The organism is Ruegeria sp. CDSB114, from assembly GCF_059611025.1.
Genome location: NZ_JBXWOT010000003.1, coordinates 260382 through 276283, shown reverse-complemented (window position 1 = coordinate 276283; position 15902 = coordinate 260382). Strand labels below are relative to the sequence as shown.

12 protein-coding genes are annotated in these 15902 nt (G+C 57.6%); 8 read left to right on the top strand and 4 right to left on the bottom strand.

From position 1 onward, the window contains the following. The first annotated feature begins 1 nt into the window (after window position 1). The 8 genes from AC2FIP_RS10745 to AC2FIP_RS10710 all read left to right on the top strand — a co-directional run bounded on the left by AC2FIP_RS10745 (window position 2) and on the right by AC2FIP_RS10710 (window position 9215). Window positions 2–1636: a glycosyltransferase family protein gene (locus tag AC2FIP_RS10745; RefSeq protein ID WP_496786349.1), complete on the top strand. Its 1635-nt coding sequence runs from the start codon at window positions 2–4 to the stop codon at window positions 1634–1636. A gap of 96 nt (window positions 1637–1732) precedes the next feature. Continuing rightward, complete coding sequence (gene rfbF, locus AC2FIP_RS10740; protein ID WP_142636222.1) at window positions 1733–2542, top strand: glucose-1-phosphate cytidylyltransferase; 810 nt, start codon at window positions 1733–1735, stop codon at window positions 2540–2542. Window positions 2543–2550: 8 nt separating this feature from the next. After that, complete coding sequence (rfbG, locus tag AC2FIP_RS10735) at window positions 2551–3684, top strand: CDP-glucose 4,6-dehydratase (RefSeq protein ID WP_496786348.1); 1134 nt, start codon at window positions 2551–2553, stop codon at window positions 3682–3684. A 24-nt stretch (window positions 3685–3708) separates the two neighbouring features. Continuing rightward, a complete protein-coding gene (locus AC2FIP_RS10730; protein WP_142636227.1) occupies window positions 3709–4911 on the top strand; it encodes a DegT/DnrJ/EryC1/StrS family aminotransferase in 1203 nt (400 codons plus the stop codon). After that, window positions 4911–6155: a class I SAM-dependent methyltransferase gene (locus AC2FIP_RS10725; protein WP_496786347.1), complete on the top strand. Its 1245-nt coding sequence runs from the start codon at window positions 4911–4913 to the stop codon at window positions 6153–6155. Before AC2FIP_RS10730 ends, AC2FIP_RS10725 begins: the two co-directional genes overlap by 1 nt. 10 nt (window positions 6156–6165) lie before the next feature. Next, window positions 6166–7113 carry an NAD-dependent epimerase/dehydratase family protein gene (locus tag AC2FIP_RS10720; protein WP_496786345.1) on the top strand — a complete coding sequence of 316 codons (948 nt, stop codon included), beginning with the start codon at window positions 6166–6168 and terminating at the stop codon, window positions 7111–7113. After that, entirely contained in the window at window positions 7074–8093 is a 1020-nt protein-coding gene (locus AC2FIP_RS10715) for a glycosyltransferase family 2 protein (protein ID WP_185956666.1), read from the top strand. The genes AC2FIP_RS10720 and AC2FIP_RS10715 overlap by 40 nt, the downstream gene beginning before the upstream one ends. Window positions 8094–8096: 3 nt before the next feature. After that, window positions 8097–9215, top strand: coding sequence for a glycosyltransferase family 4 protein (locus AC2FIP_RS10710; RefSeq protein ID WP_142636233.1), 1119 nt, complete (start codon window positions 8097–8099; stop codon window positions 9213–9215). On the opposite strand, the gene AC2FIP_RS10705 is transcribed toward AC2FIP_RS10710, so the two are convergent. The 4 genes from AC2FIP_RS10705 to AC2FIP_RS10690 form a co-directional block, all read right to left on the bottom strand. Next, a complete protein-coding gene (locus AC2FIP_RS10705) occupies window positions 9190–9846 on the bottom strand; it encodes an HAD family hydrolase (protein WP_496786343.1) in 657 nt (218 codons plus the stop codon). The two genes, AC2FIP_RS10710 and AC2FIP_RS10705, sit on opposite strands and share 26 nt — an antisense overlap. After that, window positions 9846–10817 carry an ATP-grasp domain-containing protein gene (locus AC2FIP_RS10700; protein WP_496786341.1) on the bottom strand — a complete coding sequence of 324 codons (972 nt, stop codon included), beginning with the start codon at window positions 10815–10817 and terminating at the stop codon, window positions 9846–9848. The genes AC2FIP_RS10705 and AC2FIP_RS10700 overlap by 1 nt, the downstream gene beginning before the upstream one ends. A gap of 155 nt (window positions 10818–10972) precedes the next feature. After that, window positions 10973–14347: an error-prone DNA polymerase gene (locus AC2FIP_RS10695; RefSeq protein WP_496786339.1), complete on the bottom strand. Its 3375-nt coding sequence runs from the start codon at window positions 14345–14347 to the stop codon at window positions 10973–10975. Continuing rightward, window positions 14344–15822 carry a Y-family DNA polymerase gene (locus AC2FIP_RS10690; RefSeq protein ID WP_496786337.1) on the bottom strand — a complete coding sequence of 493 codons (1479 nt, stop codon included), beginning with the start codon at window positions 15820–15822 and terminating at the stop codon, window positions 14344–14346. Before AC2FIP_RS10690 ends, AC2FIP_RS10695 begins: the two co-directional genes overlap by 4 nt. Window positions 15823–15902: the final 80 nt, after the last annotated feature.

Below are 15902 nucleotides of genomic sequence, written 5' to 3'. Positions count from 1 at the left end.
GATGAGCGATGCGAGAATATCAAGCTTTAAGGGCACCACCCCGTCAAGTACGCGCATGGGTGCTATGCTTGGGATCGTGACCGCTGGTCTGGGGCTTGTGTTGCTGATTGCCGGTTTGTTCGGCCGCCTGATGACCTATGATCTGCGCCGGGATGAGCTGATGTTCGTCCCTCCGGCGCGTTTGCTCGGAGAGTGGGAGCTCTATTCGGACTTCTTCTACAATCACGTCCCTTATTCGGCGTGGTATTATCTTGGGTCCGGCATTCTGTTCGATGAGTTCGGCCTGTTGGGGTCCGCTCGGATCGGCCTGTTTCTGGCCTGGCTTGGATTGATCGCTGCGACTGGCTGGGTAACGCTGCGCTTGTCAGGATCGCCGGTTCTCGCCGTCTTTTCAGTTATCGGCATCGTGACATGCGAGCTGTTTCTGACCGGTGCCGGTATGGCCGCAACCAACAATCTGTTGCCACTGCCATTTGCGGTCATCGGGCTTGGCCTGTTTTTGATCGAGACGTCAAAGCCCGCGCCGCGATTTTTGACGCTGGTCCTATCGGGCGTCGCATTGTCTATTGCGGCGGGGATGAAGGTCAGTGCGGTACTGTTTATTCCGCCGATTGCTCTTGCCGCATTCTTGTTGCCTGCGGATGTTTCGATGGCACGACGACTGAAAGCCGTGGTTCTGCCGCTGCTGATCGGAGGGTTGATCGGGGCCTTGCCCCTGTTTGCCTTCCTGCTCGCTGATCCGGGCGTCTTTCTGGCGCATGTCTTGGGGTTTCACACCGGACCACATGTCGCCTATTGGGAGGCCAACGCCGCAACAGAACCGGGGCTGGCCCTGGGATTGTCGGGCAAGTTGATGCTGGCCCATTCGGCATGGGTGGCCGGAGTGGGCTTGGTGATGGTTATGGCCATTCTGTCCGTGCTTTGGATTATCCTGCGTGGTGGTGCGCGTGTCGACGAAATGCAGCCCTCGCAACTGCGGCATGGTGGTGTTGTTCTGGCGATCATTATCTTGACTGCCTCAATGGCTTTTGTTCCAACGCCCGGTTTTCCGCAATATTATATCCAGCCTCTGGTCTGTCTGCCTCTGCTGCTCGCGGTTCTGTTCCGTCGGCTTGACCCGCCACGGCGGCACGAGGCAGTGCCTGTGCTTGCGGCAGGTATTGTCTTGATGGTCATCCTGGGACTCCCGCGTATTGGGATGGGCCTGGTCTCGCTGACAGAGCCTTCGAAGTTCACCTCGGCCCGTTTTGCCGGTTCCGGCGCTGTCCTGCGGGATGCGGTGGTAGGCAGTGCACTGCCTGATGGTCCGGTCGCGACTTTGCTGCCGATCTATCCGCTTGAGGCGGGCTTGAGCGTTTATCCAGAATTTGCAACGGGGCCATTCGCTTACCGAATTGCACCCTTCACGGATCCGGAACTTGCCGGCAAATACGTGATGGCAGGCGCCGAAGACTTACCGGCTCTGTTTGCAGATAACCCGCCTTCGGCTTTCCTGCTTGGATACGATTCCGTTCTGGAAGCCCCATTGTTGAGCTATGCGCGGGCAAACAACTACCGCCCGGTCGAATTATCAGGTCTGAACAACCGCTACGGCCAAGGTGTGGTATACTTGAAAGCTGCAGGGGCTGAACAATGACCAGTGCCTGCGCGACTCAACCTGCCTATATTTTTCCTGGGCGGGCCCATTCACATGACCATCAATTCTATTGATCGAATAAAGGAAGGATAGACAATGAAAACGGTACTTCTGGCTGGTGGACTAGGCTCGCGTCTGGCCGAAGAAACGGTTTCCATTCCCAAGCCCATGGTTGAAGTGGGCGGGCGTCCGATCATCGCACGCGTGATGGATATCTACAGCCATTTCGGGCATCGTGATTTTGTTGTGGCTGCCGGGTACAAAGCATTGCTGCTGAAGCAGTTCTTTGCCAATTATCACCTGATCGCCAACAATATATCGGTATCGTTGGACACTGGGGAATTGCAATTGGTCCCTTCTGCTCCGGGCGGGTGGAATGTGTCAGTGGTCGACACCGGTGCGCATACCATGACCAGTGGTCGTATCCGTCGGCTCAAGGATTGGCTGACTCCTGATGAGCCGTTCATGTGTACCTATTCGGACGGCGTGGGAAATATCGACATCAATGCACTGATTGATTTCCACAAATCACACGGCAAGCTGGCGACCGTAACTGCGGTTCAGCCCCCGGCGCGGTTTGGTAACATCGAGCTCAAGGGCGACAGGGTTGACGCCTTCACCGAAAAGGTCCGCAATCGCGAAACCTGGATCAATGGCGGCTTCTTCGTCTTCGAGCCGGGCGTCTTGGACTATATGGTTGATGACAATGAGCCGCTGGAACAGACCCCGCTGACCCAGATGGCCCGCGACGGAGAGCTGATGGCCTATCGCCACGATGGGTTCTGGCATCCGATGGACACTCTGCGCGACAGGAATACGCTGGACGGTCTGTGCGAAGGTGAAACGCCGCCCTGGCTGAATTTCAACGAAGGTTCGGGCAAGAGCTACCCTGCTCTGGCGATATGAGGTGAACCGTGAGCGGGCAGGTCAATTCTCAGTTTGATGGCGTTTTTGCCGGCCGCCGTGTTCTTGTGACCGGGCATACCGGCTTCAAGGGCGGGTGGATTTGTGCATGGCTGAGGCGTCTGGGGGCAGAGGTGACAGGCTTGTCATTGCCTCCCGAACAGGGGCATTCATTCTTTGATGCCTGTTCTGTTGACGGGCTGACCGACAGCCGGATTGCGGATATCCGCAATCGTCAGGCGGTGCTGGATACACTGTCAGGGGTGGACACTGAAATCGTGTTCCACATGGCTGCACAGCCTTTGGTGCGCCGGTCCTATAGGGATCCTGCCGAAACCTTTGCGACCAATGTATCTGGAACGGCCCATGTTCTGGATGCCGCTTTGGGGATGCGCTCGTTGAAGGCGGTGGTCGTTGTCACCAGTGACAAATGTTACGACAACAAGGAATGGACCTGGGGTTATCGCGAAAACGATCCGATGGGCGGCAGGGACCCATATAGCGCCTCGAAGGGCTGTACCGAGCTAGTGGCGCAATCTTATGGTCATTCCTTCTTTTCATCAGCGGATGGGCCGCAACTGGCAACAGTCCGGGCCGGGAATGTGTTCGGAGGGGGCGACTGGGGCGAAGATCGGCTTATCCCCGACGTGATCCGCGCATCCGAGGCGGGCGAACCGGTGGTTATCCGCAACCCGCTCAGCGTGCGCCCCTGGCAGCATGTTCTTGAACCGCTGTCGGGCTATCTGGCCTTGGCCGCGCGAATGTATCGGGATGGGCAAAGCTTTGCTGGCGCCTGGAATTTTGGCCCTGATGTGTCGGGGACGGTGGATGTCCGGCAGTTGGCAACCTTGATGCAGGATGCCTGGGGCGACGGAGCTCCACAGTTTTCGATGGCGTCTACTGAACAGACATCTGCCGCGCCGCATGAGGCAGGTATTCTTCGACTGGACAGCACTAAGGCGCAAACGGGATTGGGTTGGCGTCCGCAACTGACATTGCCCGAAGCCGTTCGCCTGACAGTAGACTGGTACAAGGCCCATGCCGCCGGTGCGGAGATGGGTGGGATCACAAACAATCAGATCGGGTTCTACAGTGACCTGATGTCTTCACGGGATTTCGACCGGGCTCCGGTCGCCGCGCAATAGCGGGTTATTGAGGAGAAAAGAATAATGCGAGTGAATTACGGTCAAACCGTGCATGGCCAGGAAGAGATCGACGCGGTTGTCGAAGTTCTGAAAACGTCCACCCAGATGGGCCCCAAAGTGCGCGAGATGCAGGAAAAAGTGGCTGCTTTGTTTTCCAAACGCCACGGCATCATGGTGAACTCGGGGTCATCGGCGAACTATCTCGCGGTCGAGATTCTGGACTTGCCAAAGGGCAGCGAAGTTATCACTCCGGCCCTGACTTTTGCCACGACGGTTGCTCCGCTTGTCCGTCAGGGCCTGATCCCGACCTTTGTGGATGCCGCGGTCGGGACCTATAATATCGACGTAGACGCGATCGAACGCATGATTACGCCAAATACATCTGCCGTCATGATCCCGTCACTGATCGGAAACCTGCCAGATTGGCGCCGTATCCGCGAGCTGGCCGATGCGCATGGCCTGAAGGTGATTGAAGACAGTGCCGACACGCTGGGCGCAACCATCGACGGTACAAGCACGGGCGTCTATTCCGACGTCTCTACCACCAGCTTTTACGGCAGCCACGTCATCAATGGCGCCGGGAATGGCGGCATGTTGTGCGTGAATGACGAAGAGCTTGGCCGCAAGGCGCTTTTGTTGAGGTCCTGGGGGCGGTCGTCCTCGCTGTTTGTGGAATCCGAGGCCATCGAGAACCGGTTCAACGTCAAACTGGACGGGATCGAGTATGATGCCAAATTTCTGTTCGAGGATCTTGGCTATAACGTTGAACCTTCGGAAATCAGCGCGGCATTCGGGTTGGTGCAGCTGAGTAAATTGGACAACAACATCCGCGTGCGCGAAGAGGCCTTCGCTGCTCATCGCGCCTTTTTTGCCCGCTATGAAGACTGGTTTATCCTGCCTGAACAACTGCCGAACTCGCGCACCGGTTGGCTGGCCTTCCCGCTGACATTGCGCGAAGGTGCCCCATTCACGCGGCGCGAGATGCAGATATTCCTTGAGACTTCAGACATTCAAACTCGGCCTGTCTTTACCGGAAACATTCTGCGTCAGCCTGCCATGAAGCAAGTAGAATATCGAGCAGATCCCGCGGGCTATCCCAATTCCGATGCGGTTATGCGCGGGGGTATTCTGCTGGCTTGTCACCATGGCCTGATACAAGCGCAAATCGATTATATGCATGCAAAATTTGAAGAATTTGCATTGAAATTCCAAGGAGCACTGGTCTGATGAACGATCAAAGCATCAATACGTCTGTTCGTACGACCTGCCGTACCTGCCGGTCTACCAACCTTATGCTTGTGCTGCCGATGGGCGATCACCCGCCCGCCAATATGTTCGCACGGCCCGAGCAAAAGGATGTTCCGCAACCGGCTTTCCCGCTGAATACTCAGGCCTGTCTGGATTGTGGCTTGATCCAGGTTGCAGATCAGGTGCCTGCTGATTTCTTTACGGACTATCTTTATGTCCCGTCCGGTGCGGCAACAATGCATACACATTTCGCCGAACTCGCCTCGGTCGCGGTAGAGCGTGCGCAAGGTGGGCTGATCATTGATATCGGTTGTAATGACGGTCTGATGCTGTCCCATGCCAATGATCAGGGCGGGCGCACATTGGGCATCGACCCGGCGGCCAACCTTGCCAAGATTGCCGGCGAACGGGGCGTTCGGGTCCATGTGGACTTTTTCAACCGCGCCACCGCGCAGCAGATTCGTGAAACCGAAGGGCCGGCCAGCGTCATCACGACGACCAATACCTTCAACCATATCGACGATCTGCACGGCTTTACCGAAGGCGTGCTGGACCTGCTGACCGACGACGGCGTCTTCATCATCGAAGTGCCTTGGGGCAAGATGATCCTCGAGACCAACGAGTTCGACAATGTCTATCACGAACATGTCTCTGAACTTAGCCTTCTGTCCGTCGTCAAGCTGGGCCAGTCCGTCGGGCTGGATGTGGTGGATGTCACCAAGCTGCCGGTTCATGGTGGATCGATGCGCGTGTTCATGCAGCCTGCCGCGTTGAACAAAGCCCCAGCGCCGATCGTCGCCGAAATGCTGGCCGACGAAGACGCCGCGGGCATGACCAGCAAAGAGGCTTACGAAGCTTTTGCCGAGCGTGTTCACGTGATGCAGGACAGCCTTGTTTCCATGCTGGCCGACCTCAAGGCATCGGGTAAAACGATCGCTGGCTACGGTGCGCCCGCTAAGGGTAACACGCTGTTGAACTACTTTGATATCGGCACGGAAACTCTGGATTTTCTGGTTGACCGGAACACGTTGAAACAGGGCCTGTATTCGCCGGGCAAGCTTATTCCTGTATTGGCCCCCGAAGCGGTCATGGAACGCAAACCTGATTACCTGTTGGTTTTGGCCTGGAACTTCTTTGACGAAATCCGCGAGCAGATGGCTGATTTCGAAGCCGCTGGCGGCAAGTTCATCGTGCCTTTGCCAATGCCAGTAGTTATTCCCTGAAGGGAAAACAATGACGCGCGTACTGATCACCGGAGCCAGCGGATTCATCGGCTCTCATCTGGCTCGGGCCTGTTTGGCCCGGGGCGATGAGGTCGCTGTGCTTACGCGGCCGGGTTCCTCTCTGGACCGTTTGCAAGATGTTTCGGGAATCCGCGTTTTCACTGATGGTTATTCGGATGTTGCCGCGATCAAACGCGTCGCGAATGCGTTCCGACCCGAGGTAGTTTTGCATACCGCCGCGCAGACAAAATTTGCCGAGACTGATGACCTGGCAGATCTGAATGCCAGTATTTTGCAAAATCTCTCGACGCTGGTTGCGATCCTGTCCGCTTTGGCCATCTGTGATCAGCCGCCCGATGCGTTTGTGCGCACAGGATCCATTGCGGAATATGGTGATATCAAGCTGCCCTATGTCGAAACTTCGCGAGAGAACCCGCGAAGTTCCTATGGTGCGTCTCTGGTGGCCGGAACACAATATATTGAAATGGCTCAGCCCCGGCTGCCGTTCAAGGCTGTTACGGCTCGGTTGGCGCTGACCTATGGTCCCGGACAGTCAGAAGATTTCTTCATACCCCATGCCATTGGCCGCCTGTTGCGGAAAGCCCCGGTTTTCCTTCATCGTCCACATGATCGGCGTGATCTGATACATATTGACGATATAGTCGAAGCGCTGCTTTTGATTGCTGACGCGCCGAACAAGGCGGGGTCGGTCATCAATGTTGTCACTGGCGATGCTCCGGATATGGCAGCAGTCGCAGGAGAGTTGCAGGTGTTGACCGGAGCAGCTCTGGATTTGGTTTACTCTGCGCCGCCGAAGGATGACCCGGTATTGTTGGTTTCGGATCCTTCACAGATGGCGGAACGTTATGGCTGGTCGGCAAAAATCGCTTTGCGTGAAGGCCTTGAAAGGACGGTTCAATGGACAAAACAGTCACAACAAGCGGAGATGAACGCGTGACTTTGGTTTCAATCCTGATCCCCGCTTTGAACGAAGAAGATAACGTTCGCACGGCCTATGAACGTGTGACCAAGGTGTTTGACGATCTGCCCTCTTATGAGCCCGAGATCATTTTCACTGACAACCATTCCACGGATCGTACATTTGAAATCCTGTCGGATATTGCTGCTGCTGATCCCCGTGTCCGGGTTATCCGGTTTGCCCGCAATATGGGATATCAGTCATCAGTTCTGACGGCCTATCGATCCGCAAACGGGGCCTGTTCGATCCAACTGGATTGCGACATGCAGGACCCGCCCGAGCTGATCCCGCAGATGCTGGATACCTGGCGGCAGGGATATCACGTGGTTTACGGCATTCGCCGTAGCCTGCCGGACGGCCCCATCGTCGCTGCCGCGCGGCGCGGCTTTTATGCGTTGATCGACATGATCAGCAATGATGATTTGCCGAGAAATGCGGGCGAGTTTCGGCTGACTGACCGGCGTATTCTGGACGAGCTGCGCCGGGTCGATGATCGCTCTCCTTATGTTCGCGGGTTAATCAGTGGGATGGGTTTCCGCCAGATCGGCTTTGAATATGATCGCAATGCGCGCACCGCTGGCGAGTCGAAATTTCCGTTTCGGGCCATGCTATCGCTTGCTGTCGACGGGTTGATCAACCACTCGCTTCTGCCCTTGCGCCTTGCCTCGATGATCAGTCTGACGGTTGGCACAGGGACGTTTTTGCTGATGATCGGATATGTGATCGGCAAGCTGTTCTTTGGCCAGAACTGGCCGGGCGGTTTTGCCACAACCACCATCCTGTTGCTGCTGTCGATGACCTTGAATGCGATGTTCCTGGGAATAATGGGCGAATATATTGGGCGGATTTTCCTGCAGTCCAAAGACCTGAACCGGCCCATTGTCGAACAAGAGTTGAACCGTCCAGAAACTCTGGATCTGGTACAGCAAGCTGATCGTGTAAAAAGCGCCGCTGAGTGAAAAATGAAACTGTTATTGGTGCAAGCTGGGTTCGGAGCGGGCGGTGCGGAAAAGATCGCCGCAATGATCGCCGCGCATCGAATCTCGGCCGGGGATGAGGTTCACGTCGCCGGGATGGCGACAGAGGATTCTGGTTCCTACTTCGCCTATCCTGAGTGCGCGCATTTACACATGATTCAGCCGCTAAAGATCTCGCGGCGACTGACGCAGGCACGGCGCTACTTGCATATTCGCAAGGTCATCCGGGCTGTGCGTCCCGATCTGATCATCTCGTTTCTAACCAAGGTGAATGTGCTGACCATGTTGGCCGCGCGTGGAACCGGGGTGCCTGTCGTGATCTCTGAGCGGAACAATCCGCTGGTTCAAAGCGGAAATCCCATGTGGCTGAAAGCGGTGAACAGGCTTGCGCGGGGGGCATCCGGAATTGTCATGCAGACCGAACGTGCGCGTTTGGATTTGCCTGCGGACCTGATCCCAAAGGCCAGTGTAATCCCCAATCCATGTGCTCCGCTGGGGGGGATCCACATCGGGTCCGGACAGACCCGGCTTGTGGCTGTCGGGCGTTTGGATCGTCAAAAGGGGTTCGATATGCTGCTGCGGGCAATGCCCGAAGTGCTGCGCGACAACCCAGACATCCGGTTGACGATCTTTGGCGAGGGCCCAGAGCGCGACGCGTTGGAACAGCAGATCTCTGCTGCGAATTTATCGGATGTCGTATCATTGCCCGGCGCCAGCCCAAAACCCGGAGACTGGATGCAAGACGCGGATATTCTTGTATTCCCGTCTCGCTTTGAAGGGTTCCCGAATGTAGTTGCCGAGGCCACGGTCACAGGTCTGCCGGTCATATCGTTCGATTGCGCCTATGGGCCACGGGAATTGATTCGCGACAGGGAAAACGGATTGCTTGTTCCGGCCGAGGATGTTGCCGGTCTGACCAAGGCGATTTTCAGCCTGTCAAAGGATGATGCCTTACTGCATAAAATGCGTCAGAATGCGCGCCATAACAGGGAATGGCTGGAACCGCAGCACGTCCTGTCGGACTGGGATTCTTTGATTGCCAATGTGCAAATCGGAGTTGCTGCCAAAGCCGGCACGGCTAAAGGTCTGACAGAACTTCTGTAAGCTGGTCTAAGCTGGTGACCGTGGCATATGCGGTATGCTGGGTACTGGGTGGAATAGGATCATGAACCGCTCCGGGCCGGAGGATTTGAACCGTCCGCCAGCCTCGGGCATTCGGGGTGATAAAATCCTTGGCCGGATTGTCCGCGACATAGACCATTCTGCGCGGGTTTTGCGCGGCCAGTTCCATCTCTTCATAGGCGCGGGGATGCGGTTTCCCGTAGCCATCCGGCCAGGCACCGGTCGGGCGGATATGCGCGATAAAGCGGTCCAGATCTAGCGCGGCGATCTTGTTGCGCTGCATCTTTTCGGGCCCGTCGGTGATCAGCCCTATCGGCCGATCTGCGTTTGTCAAAAACCGCTTGGCGTCGCTACACAGCGAAATACTGGGCGGGTGTGATCGGTAGTTGGCGATCAGCTCCTGTATGAAGGCATCCGTCGCATCAAGGCCGGTCTGCGCGCAAGCCACATTGAATATGCGCCGTCTTTCCCCCGCATTGAATGCGTCCTGACACTGTTGCCCGAACCCTTCGACGCCGGTCTTTTCGTGGACCCAACCGTTCAGCCAGTCATAGCCGCTAAAGGCAAAATCCCGCTCCAGATACAGGGTGTCGTCCAGATCAAATACCAGCATCAGCCCTGATACACCGCACTGTCATATCGCATCATTTTCACACCATCGCGCCAGTTGTTATGAGCGGTTGACGGTAATTCGGCGACCTCTTCCAAAAGCCACTGTGCGAACTGTGCGCCCGCATGATCGGCCAGAGGGTAGCCACCCCCGAAACGCGCATTGATCTCAAGCACTGCGGGGCCATGTTCTGGGTCGTCGATGATCTGAAAACAGGCGACACCGCGCAGATCGGGCAGGGCCTGTGCAATGCCTTCGGCGATGGTTTGCAGATCATTGCGTCGCCTGGTTTCACCCTTTTCAACCTCACCGGCGCGAATTTGAATGCGCAGATGCGGGATCACCGTGCAGAGCTGACCCGAGGCATCTACAAACATGTTGATTGTGTATTCCGGTCCGTTCAGCTTGTCCTGAAAGATCATCGGTTCGGGGAATTCAGAGGGGACATCAGCGAGGGTTTCGAATACATCCAGCCCCCGGCTTGCACTGCCGCCACTTGGCTTTGCAAAGATGGGCCAACTGATGTCCTGTGGCCGCTCTAGCAATTCCTGATGATCCAATGTGCGCGGAACTGGAACCCCGGCTTCGGACAGTTTCTGGATTGTCAGGCGCTTGTCCCGGACAACCTCGATCACGTTCACCGGCGAGACATGGACTCGCGCGCCCAGATTGGCAAAGGCGGGCGCGGCCTGTGCCAGGGGCATCAGTTCCGGGTCGATTGTTGGGATCACCAGGCTGACCCCGTGTTGGCGCACAATCTCGAGGATCGAGGTTGCATAGTCGGGGCTGTCACATCGCGGCACGGCGGCGGCGTGATTGGCAAGCGCACAGGCCGCGCTTTCATCTGGGTTCAGGTCGCAGGCGATGATGGTCAGATCAACATCCAGACGTTCCGCAGCCGCCCTGAAGCATTGCAGCAGGCCAACACGGCGACCCGCCGACGTAATCAGGATTGCCAGACATTTTCGCGCCATCGGAAACTCACCAATTCATAAACAATTATACGTGCTTAACCTAGCACAGGGTGTCTTGCCCTGTGAACGGGGTAGGGGTGAGTTTGCCTCAATATTGTTTTGAGTTGCGGCAATCCGACAGTGCGGACCCTGCCAGAGATATGCAGCAGTGCGGTTCAATGAAAATCCCGGCTTGGAAACAGCCGCTTTGCCTGATCCCGTGGGTGCATTGCCCTGGTAGGATAGCGGGATTTCTTCGGTGTATCATCAGTGCGGGACCCTTCGGTGCTTAGGACCTCTGGTTGCGGGTGCCCCAATTCGGAAAGCTTATGTGACATGTCCTGAACGTCCTGGGCGATCAGGTGCACGATAATCCCTTCACGCTGCAGATACCCTGTGATCCGCAGCAGGCGCCCGCCCATCACGGCCCGGCGGAAACGCTCATAAACCTTGGGCCAGACCACCACATTGCTGACCCCGGTTTCATCCTCTAGCGTCAGGAAAATTATACCCGACGCCGTGCCCGGCCGCTGACGGGTGATAACCAGACCACAAACGCTGTGCCGCCCCAGGGGCACCTCTAGCAAGGCGACATGTGTGGTCAGCCCTGGCAGAGAGGGGCGCAGCAGTTCCATCGGGTGGGCCCGCAGGGTCAGGCGGGTGGCAACATAATCCTCGACCACCTCTTCGCCCAGCTGCATGGCGGGCAGGTTGACCAGGGGTTCGTGAACCGTTTCCCCGTCAATCGGATCATTGAACAAGGGCAGAGGTTTGGGGCTTTGAATGGCTTTGACCTGCCAGAGTGCATCGCGCCGGGTCAGCCCCATATCGGAAAAAGCGTCTGCCTCGGCCAAGCGCGTCAGTACATCAGGCCGCAGCCCCGCACGCAGCCACAGCGCCTCTGGATCCTGATATCCATTGCCGCGGGCGGCCTCAATCCAGCCGGCGTCTTCTTCCCTGAACCCCTTGATCTGGCGGAATCCCAGCCGCAGCGCCAGCGCGCCATCGGGGCGGCGTTCCAGTATATTGTCCCACTCGGAATGATTGACGCAGATAGGGCGGATTTCGACCCCATGCTCGCGGGCGTCGCGCACGATCTGAGCGGGCGCGTAAAACCCCATGGGTTGAGAGTTCAAAAGCGCGCAGGCAAAGATCGCCGGGTGATGGCGTTTCAGCCAGGCGGAGACATAGGCAAGCATGGCAAAGGCCGCCGCATGGCTTTCCGGGAACCCGTAATCGGCAAAGCCTTCGATCTGGGAAAAACACTGCTCAGCTACTTTGATGTCATAGCCGTTGCCCAGCATCCCATTGATGAATTTATCCCGGAATGTGCCGATTGTGCCCATTCGCCGGAACGTAGCCAATGAGCGGCGCAGATGGTCGGCCTCTTCCGCCGTGAATCCGGCCCCGACCACGGCAATCTGCATGGCCTGTTCCTGAAACAGGGGGACGCCCAATGTGCGCGCTGTCACCTGTTCCAGTTTCGGGCCAAAGGGTTCGGGGTTTTCCAGCCCATTGCGTCGCCGGATATAGGGCTTCACCATATCCCCTTGAATGGGGCCAGGGCGCACAATGGCAACTTCGATTATCAGGTCATAAAGCTCGCGGGGGCGCATCCGGGGCAGGAAATTCATCTGCGCCCGACTTTCGACCTGAAAGACGCCGATCGCATCCGCCCGGCAGAGCATGTCATATGTGGCGGTGTCGTCCTGAGGCACCTTGGCGATGCTCAGGGTCTGGCCTTCATGCTGTTGCAGCAGACCAAAGGATTTGCGCAGACAACTGAGCATACCAAGCCCCAGCACATCGACTTTCAGGATGTTCAGAGCATCAATATCATCTTTGTCCCAGCAGATGACGGTGCGGTTTTCCATTGCGGCATTTTCAATCGGGCAAAGCTCGTCCAGGCGTCCTTTGGTGATCACAAAACCACCAACATGCTGGGACAGATGGCGGGGAAAGCCGATGATTTCGCCAATCAGATGAATGGTTTGCATGAGGCGCCGGTCGCTGAGGTCCAGCCCCAGCTCGCGAATACGGTCCAGATCAACGCCGCCATTGCTCATGCCCCAGATCTGGCTCGACAGCCCAGCGGTCACATCCTGCGACAGCCCCATGACCTTGCCCACCTCGCGAATGGCTGCACGGGTGCGGAAATGGATGACAGTTGCGCAAAGACCAGCACGTTCGCGGCCATATTTCTCGTAAATCCACTGGATCACCTCCTCACGCCGCTCATGCTCGAAATCGACATCAATATCCGGCGGCTCGCCCCGGTATCTGGACACGAACCGTTCAAAGACCATGGCGATCTGGTTGGGGCTGACATCCGTGATGCCCAAGAGGTAACAGAGCACCGAATTGGCCGCGGACCCGCGCCCCTGACACAGAATGCCCTGCGACCGGGCATATTGTACGATGTCATGTACAGTCAGGAAATAAGCGGGAAACTGCAGATCCGCGACCACCGCCAGTTCCTTGCGCATCAGCCCGACCACCGTGTCGGGCGGCCCTTCGGGGTACCGGTGCTGCAACCCTTCGTGTGCCAGACGTTCCAGACGCGTTTGCGGATGTTCCCCGCTTGCAATCTCATCGGGGTATTCATACGAAAGCTCCGCCAGATCAAAGCTGCACCTGTCGGCAATCTCCATCGTGCGCCGCAAGGCGCTGGGGTGATGGCGGAACAGCCGGACCAGATCCTGGCCGGATTTGAGGCGGCGTTCGGCATTGGCCAATGCGCGTGTACCGATCTGATCAATCGTAATATTTTCGCGCATGCAGGTCAGGGTATCGGCCAGTTGCTTGCGGTGGGCGCGGTGCATCAGAACATCCCCGACCGCGACCATGGGGGCGCAGCTTTTCTGGGCCAGTTGGGCGCATTCGGCCAGGTAGGCCTGATCGCTGCCGTCATAGCGCGGAACAGCGCCCAGAAAAACATGATTGGGAAAGCGCCGTCGCACGGTCTGAATATCTGATGCGGCCTCTGACAGGGTGGTCTGGGGCAGGGCGATCAGGATCATGCCCTTGCAGGCCGTCAGCATGTCTTGCGTATAGAGCTCGCAATCGCCCTTATCTGTACGCCGTTTGCCCAGAGTCAGCAGGCGGGCCAAGCGTTTGTAGGCTGCCAGATCACAGGGCAACGCCACCCAATCTACCGCACTGTCGCGCAGCAGCAGCCGGCAGCCAGTAATCAGTTTAGGCAGAACAGTACAGTCCGGTTTCGGAAGCGCCTGCCTGTGGCCAACCTCCTGCCGGGAAGAGGTATCAACACGATGTTCGGATCTGATTTGAAGGGGCTGTTTGGTCTGTCGTTTAAGCTCTCGCAGTGCCGACCATGCGCGCACAACCCCTGCCAACGAATTGTGATCCGTGATAGCTATTGCCGACAATCCCAGCTCGGCGGCGCGCAGGACAAGCTCTTCGGGGTGGGAGGCCCCGGTCAGAAAGGTGAAATTCGTGGTGACACAGAGTTCGGCATAACCCAGCCCCTGTGCATGGGGCTTTGGCATATGGCGGTGCAGGGCGTCTGTCGGGCGGTTTGCTGTGATCATGCGAACTCTCCCTGTACAAACCAGCCCGGATTCTGCGGCGTGTAAAACAGCCAGAGCCTGCGCCCCTGCGTGGTTTCCACTCGCCAGTAATCCCGCAGGCCAGAGCGCCAGCTTTCATCCTGATGCCACCACTCGGGCGCGATGCGTTCGGGGCCCGTGGCATGGCCGGTTGTCAGGGACATACGTCTCCAGCGGAACCGCGCGGGCGGATGCGGGCCGGTTGCCGCAATTGGTTCGGGTGGAAACAGGTAGAGCGGGCGTGGGTTCAGGATGCTCCAGCCGCTGGAGGGGTTGGAATAGGCGGCGGCCGCGATGATGAAACTGTGCTCGGGAATATGGCTGTCCGCAGGTAGGAAACGCTGAATGTTTTCAAGCCCGACCCGGGTGCCCAGCCGGGTGATCAGGTCATCCAGCCGGCTCTTGCTGTGGTCCGACACATGGCTGATTTGTTGTACTGGCAGCGCTTCAACCCCGGTGGCCTCCAACCGCATTTGATCAATGCCAAAGCCAGCATCTATTTCCCCCAAACCGCGTTCGAACAAAGACAGGATACGCTGAGGATCGCGCAGAGGTCGGGCCAGACGCAGTTCAACCAGCTGGCAGTCCTGGTCCACCCGACGCAATGTCATGCAAAGTTTCCGGGCGCCCATCTCTTGCGCCTTCAGCTTGGCGCAGAGCTGGGCCAACAGCCGTTCGGTACCAGCCATCACGTCCGACAGTAATCCGATGGGGTCCGGCAGGGTCATGCGCACCGCGTAATGGGGGGGATCGGACAGCGGCGTGATTGCTTCGGGTTGCGCGCCCAGAGCCTGATCCAGCCTGAGCAGCAGACCGGGACCAAAACGCCGTGTCAGCGGTGCGCGCGGTGCTGCCGCCAATGTACCAATTTTGCGCAGGCCCATGCGCTGTAAGGCGACCGAGGTCTTCTCATCCAGACGCAAGGCCGCCACCGGCAGCAACTTTAGGGCCGTCAGCATATTGCCAGAGGCTGCGACCCCCTCGTTATAACGGGCAAGCGCCCAAGCCGCACCGCGCGTATCCCCCAACCCGATCTGCACCCAGAGCCCTGCGCGCGCAAACCGTCCGCGCATATCAGCCAACATCGCCTCTTCGCCGCCAAAGAGATGGGCTGACCCGGTGACGTCAAGCACCAGCCCATCCTCGCCTTCCATCCCCACCCAGGGGCAATAGCGCGTTGCCCAGCGACGCAGGATGTGCAGGAAACGCATATCGGCCTGAGGATCGGCTGTGCAGCTTTGCAAAGCGGGGCAAAAGGCGCGCGCATCCGCATAGGACATGCCCTGATGCAGCCCCTGTTCCGCAGCCTGAGCGTTCAGGCAATAAATACGATTGGCATTCTGTTGTTTGAGCGTCAGGACAAAGGGCCCATTCACCAGGCGTCGACGCAGAACCCGGTCGCTTGCCAACCGAGGAAACCACAATGAAACGACGCGACGCTGCATTCCATCGAACATGCCAGATACCAATATGTTCTTGATTTGTTCTTTTTATGCTTCCGCTTTTACAGAGTCGAGTCTTTTGGATCAAACGCCGG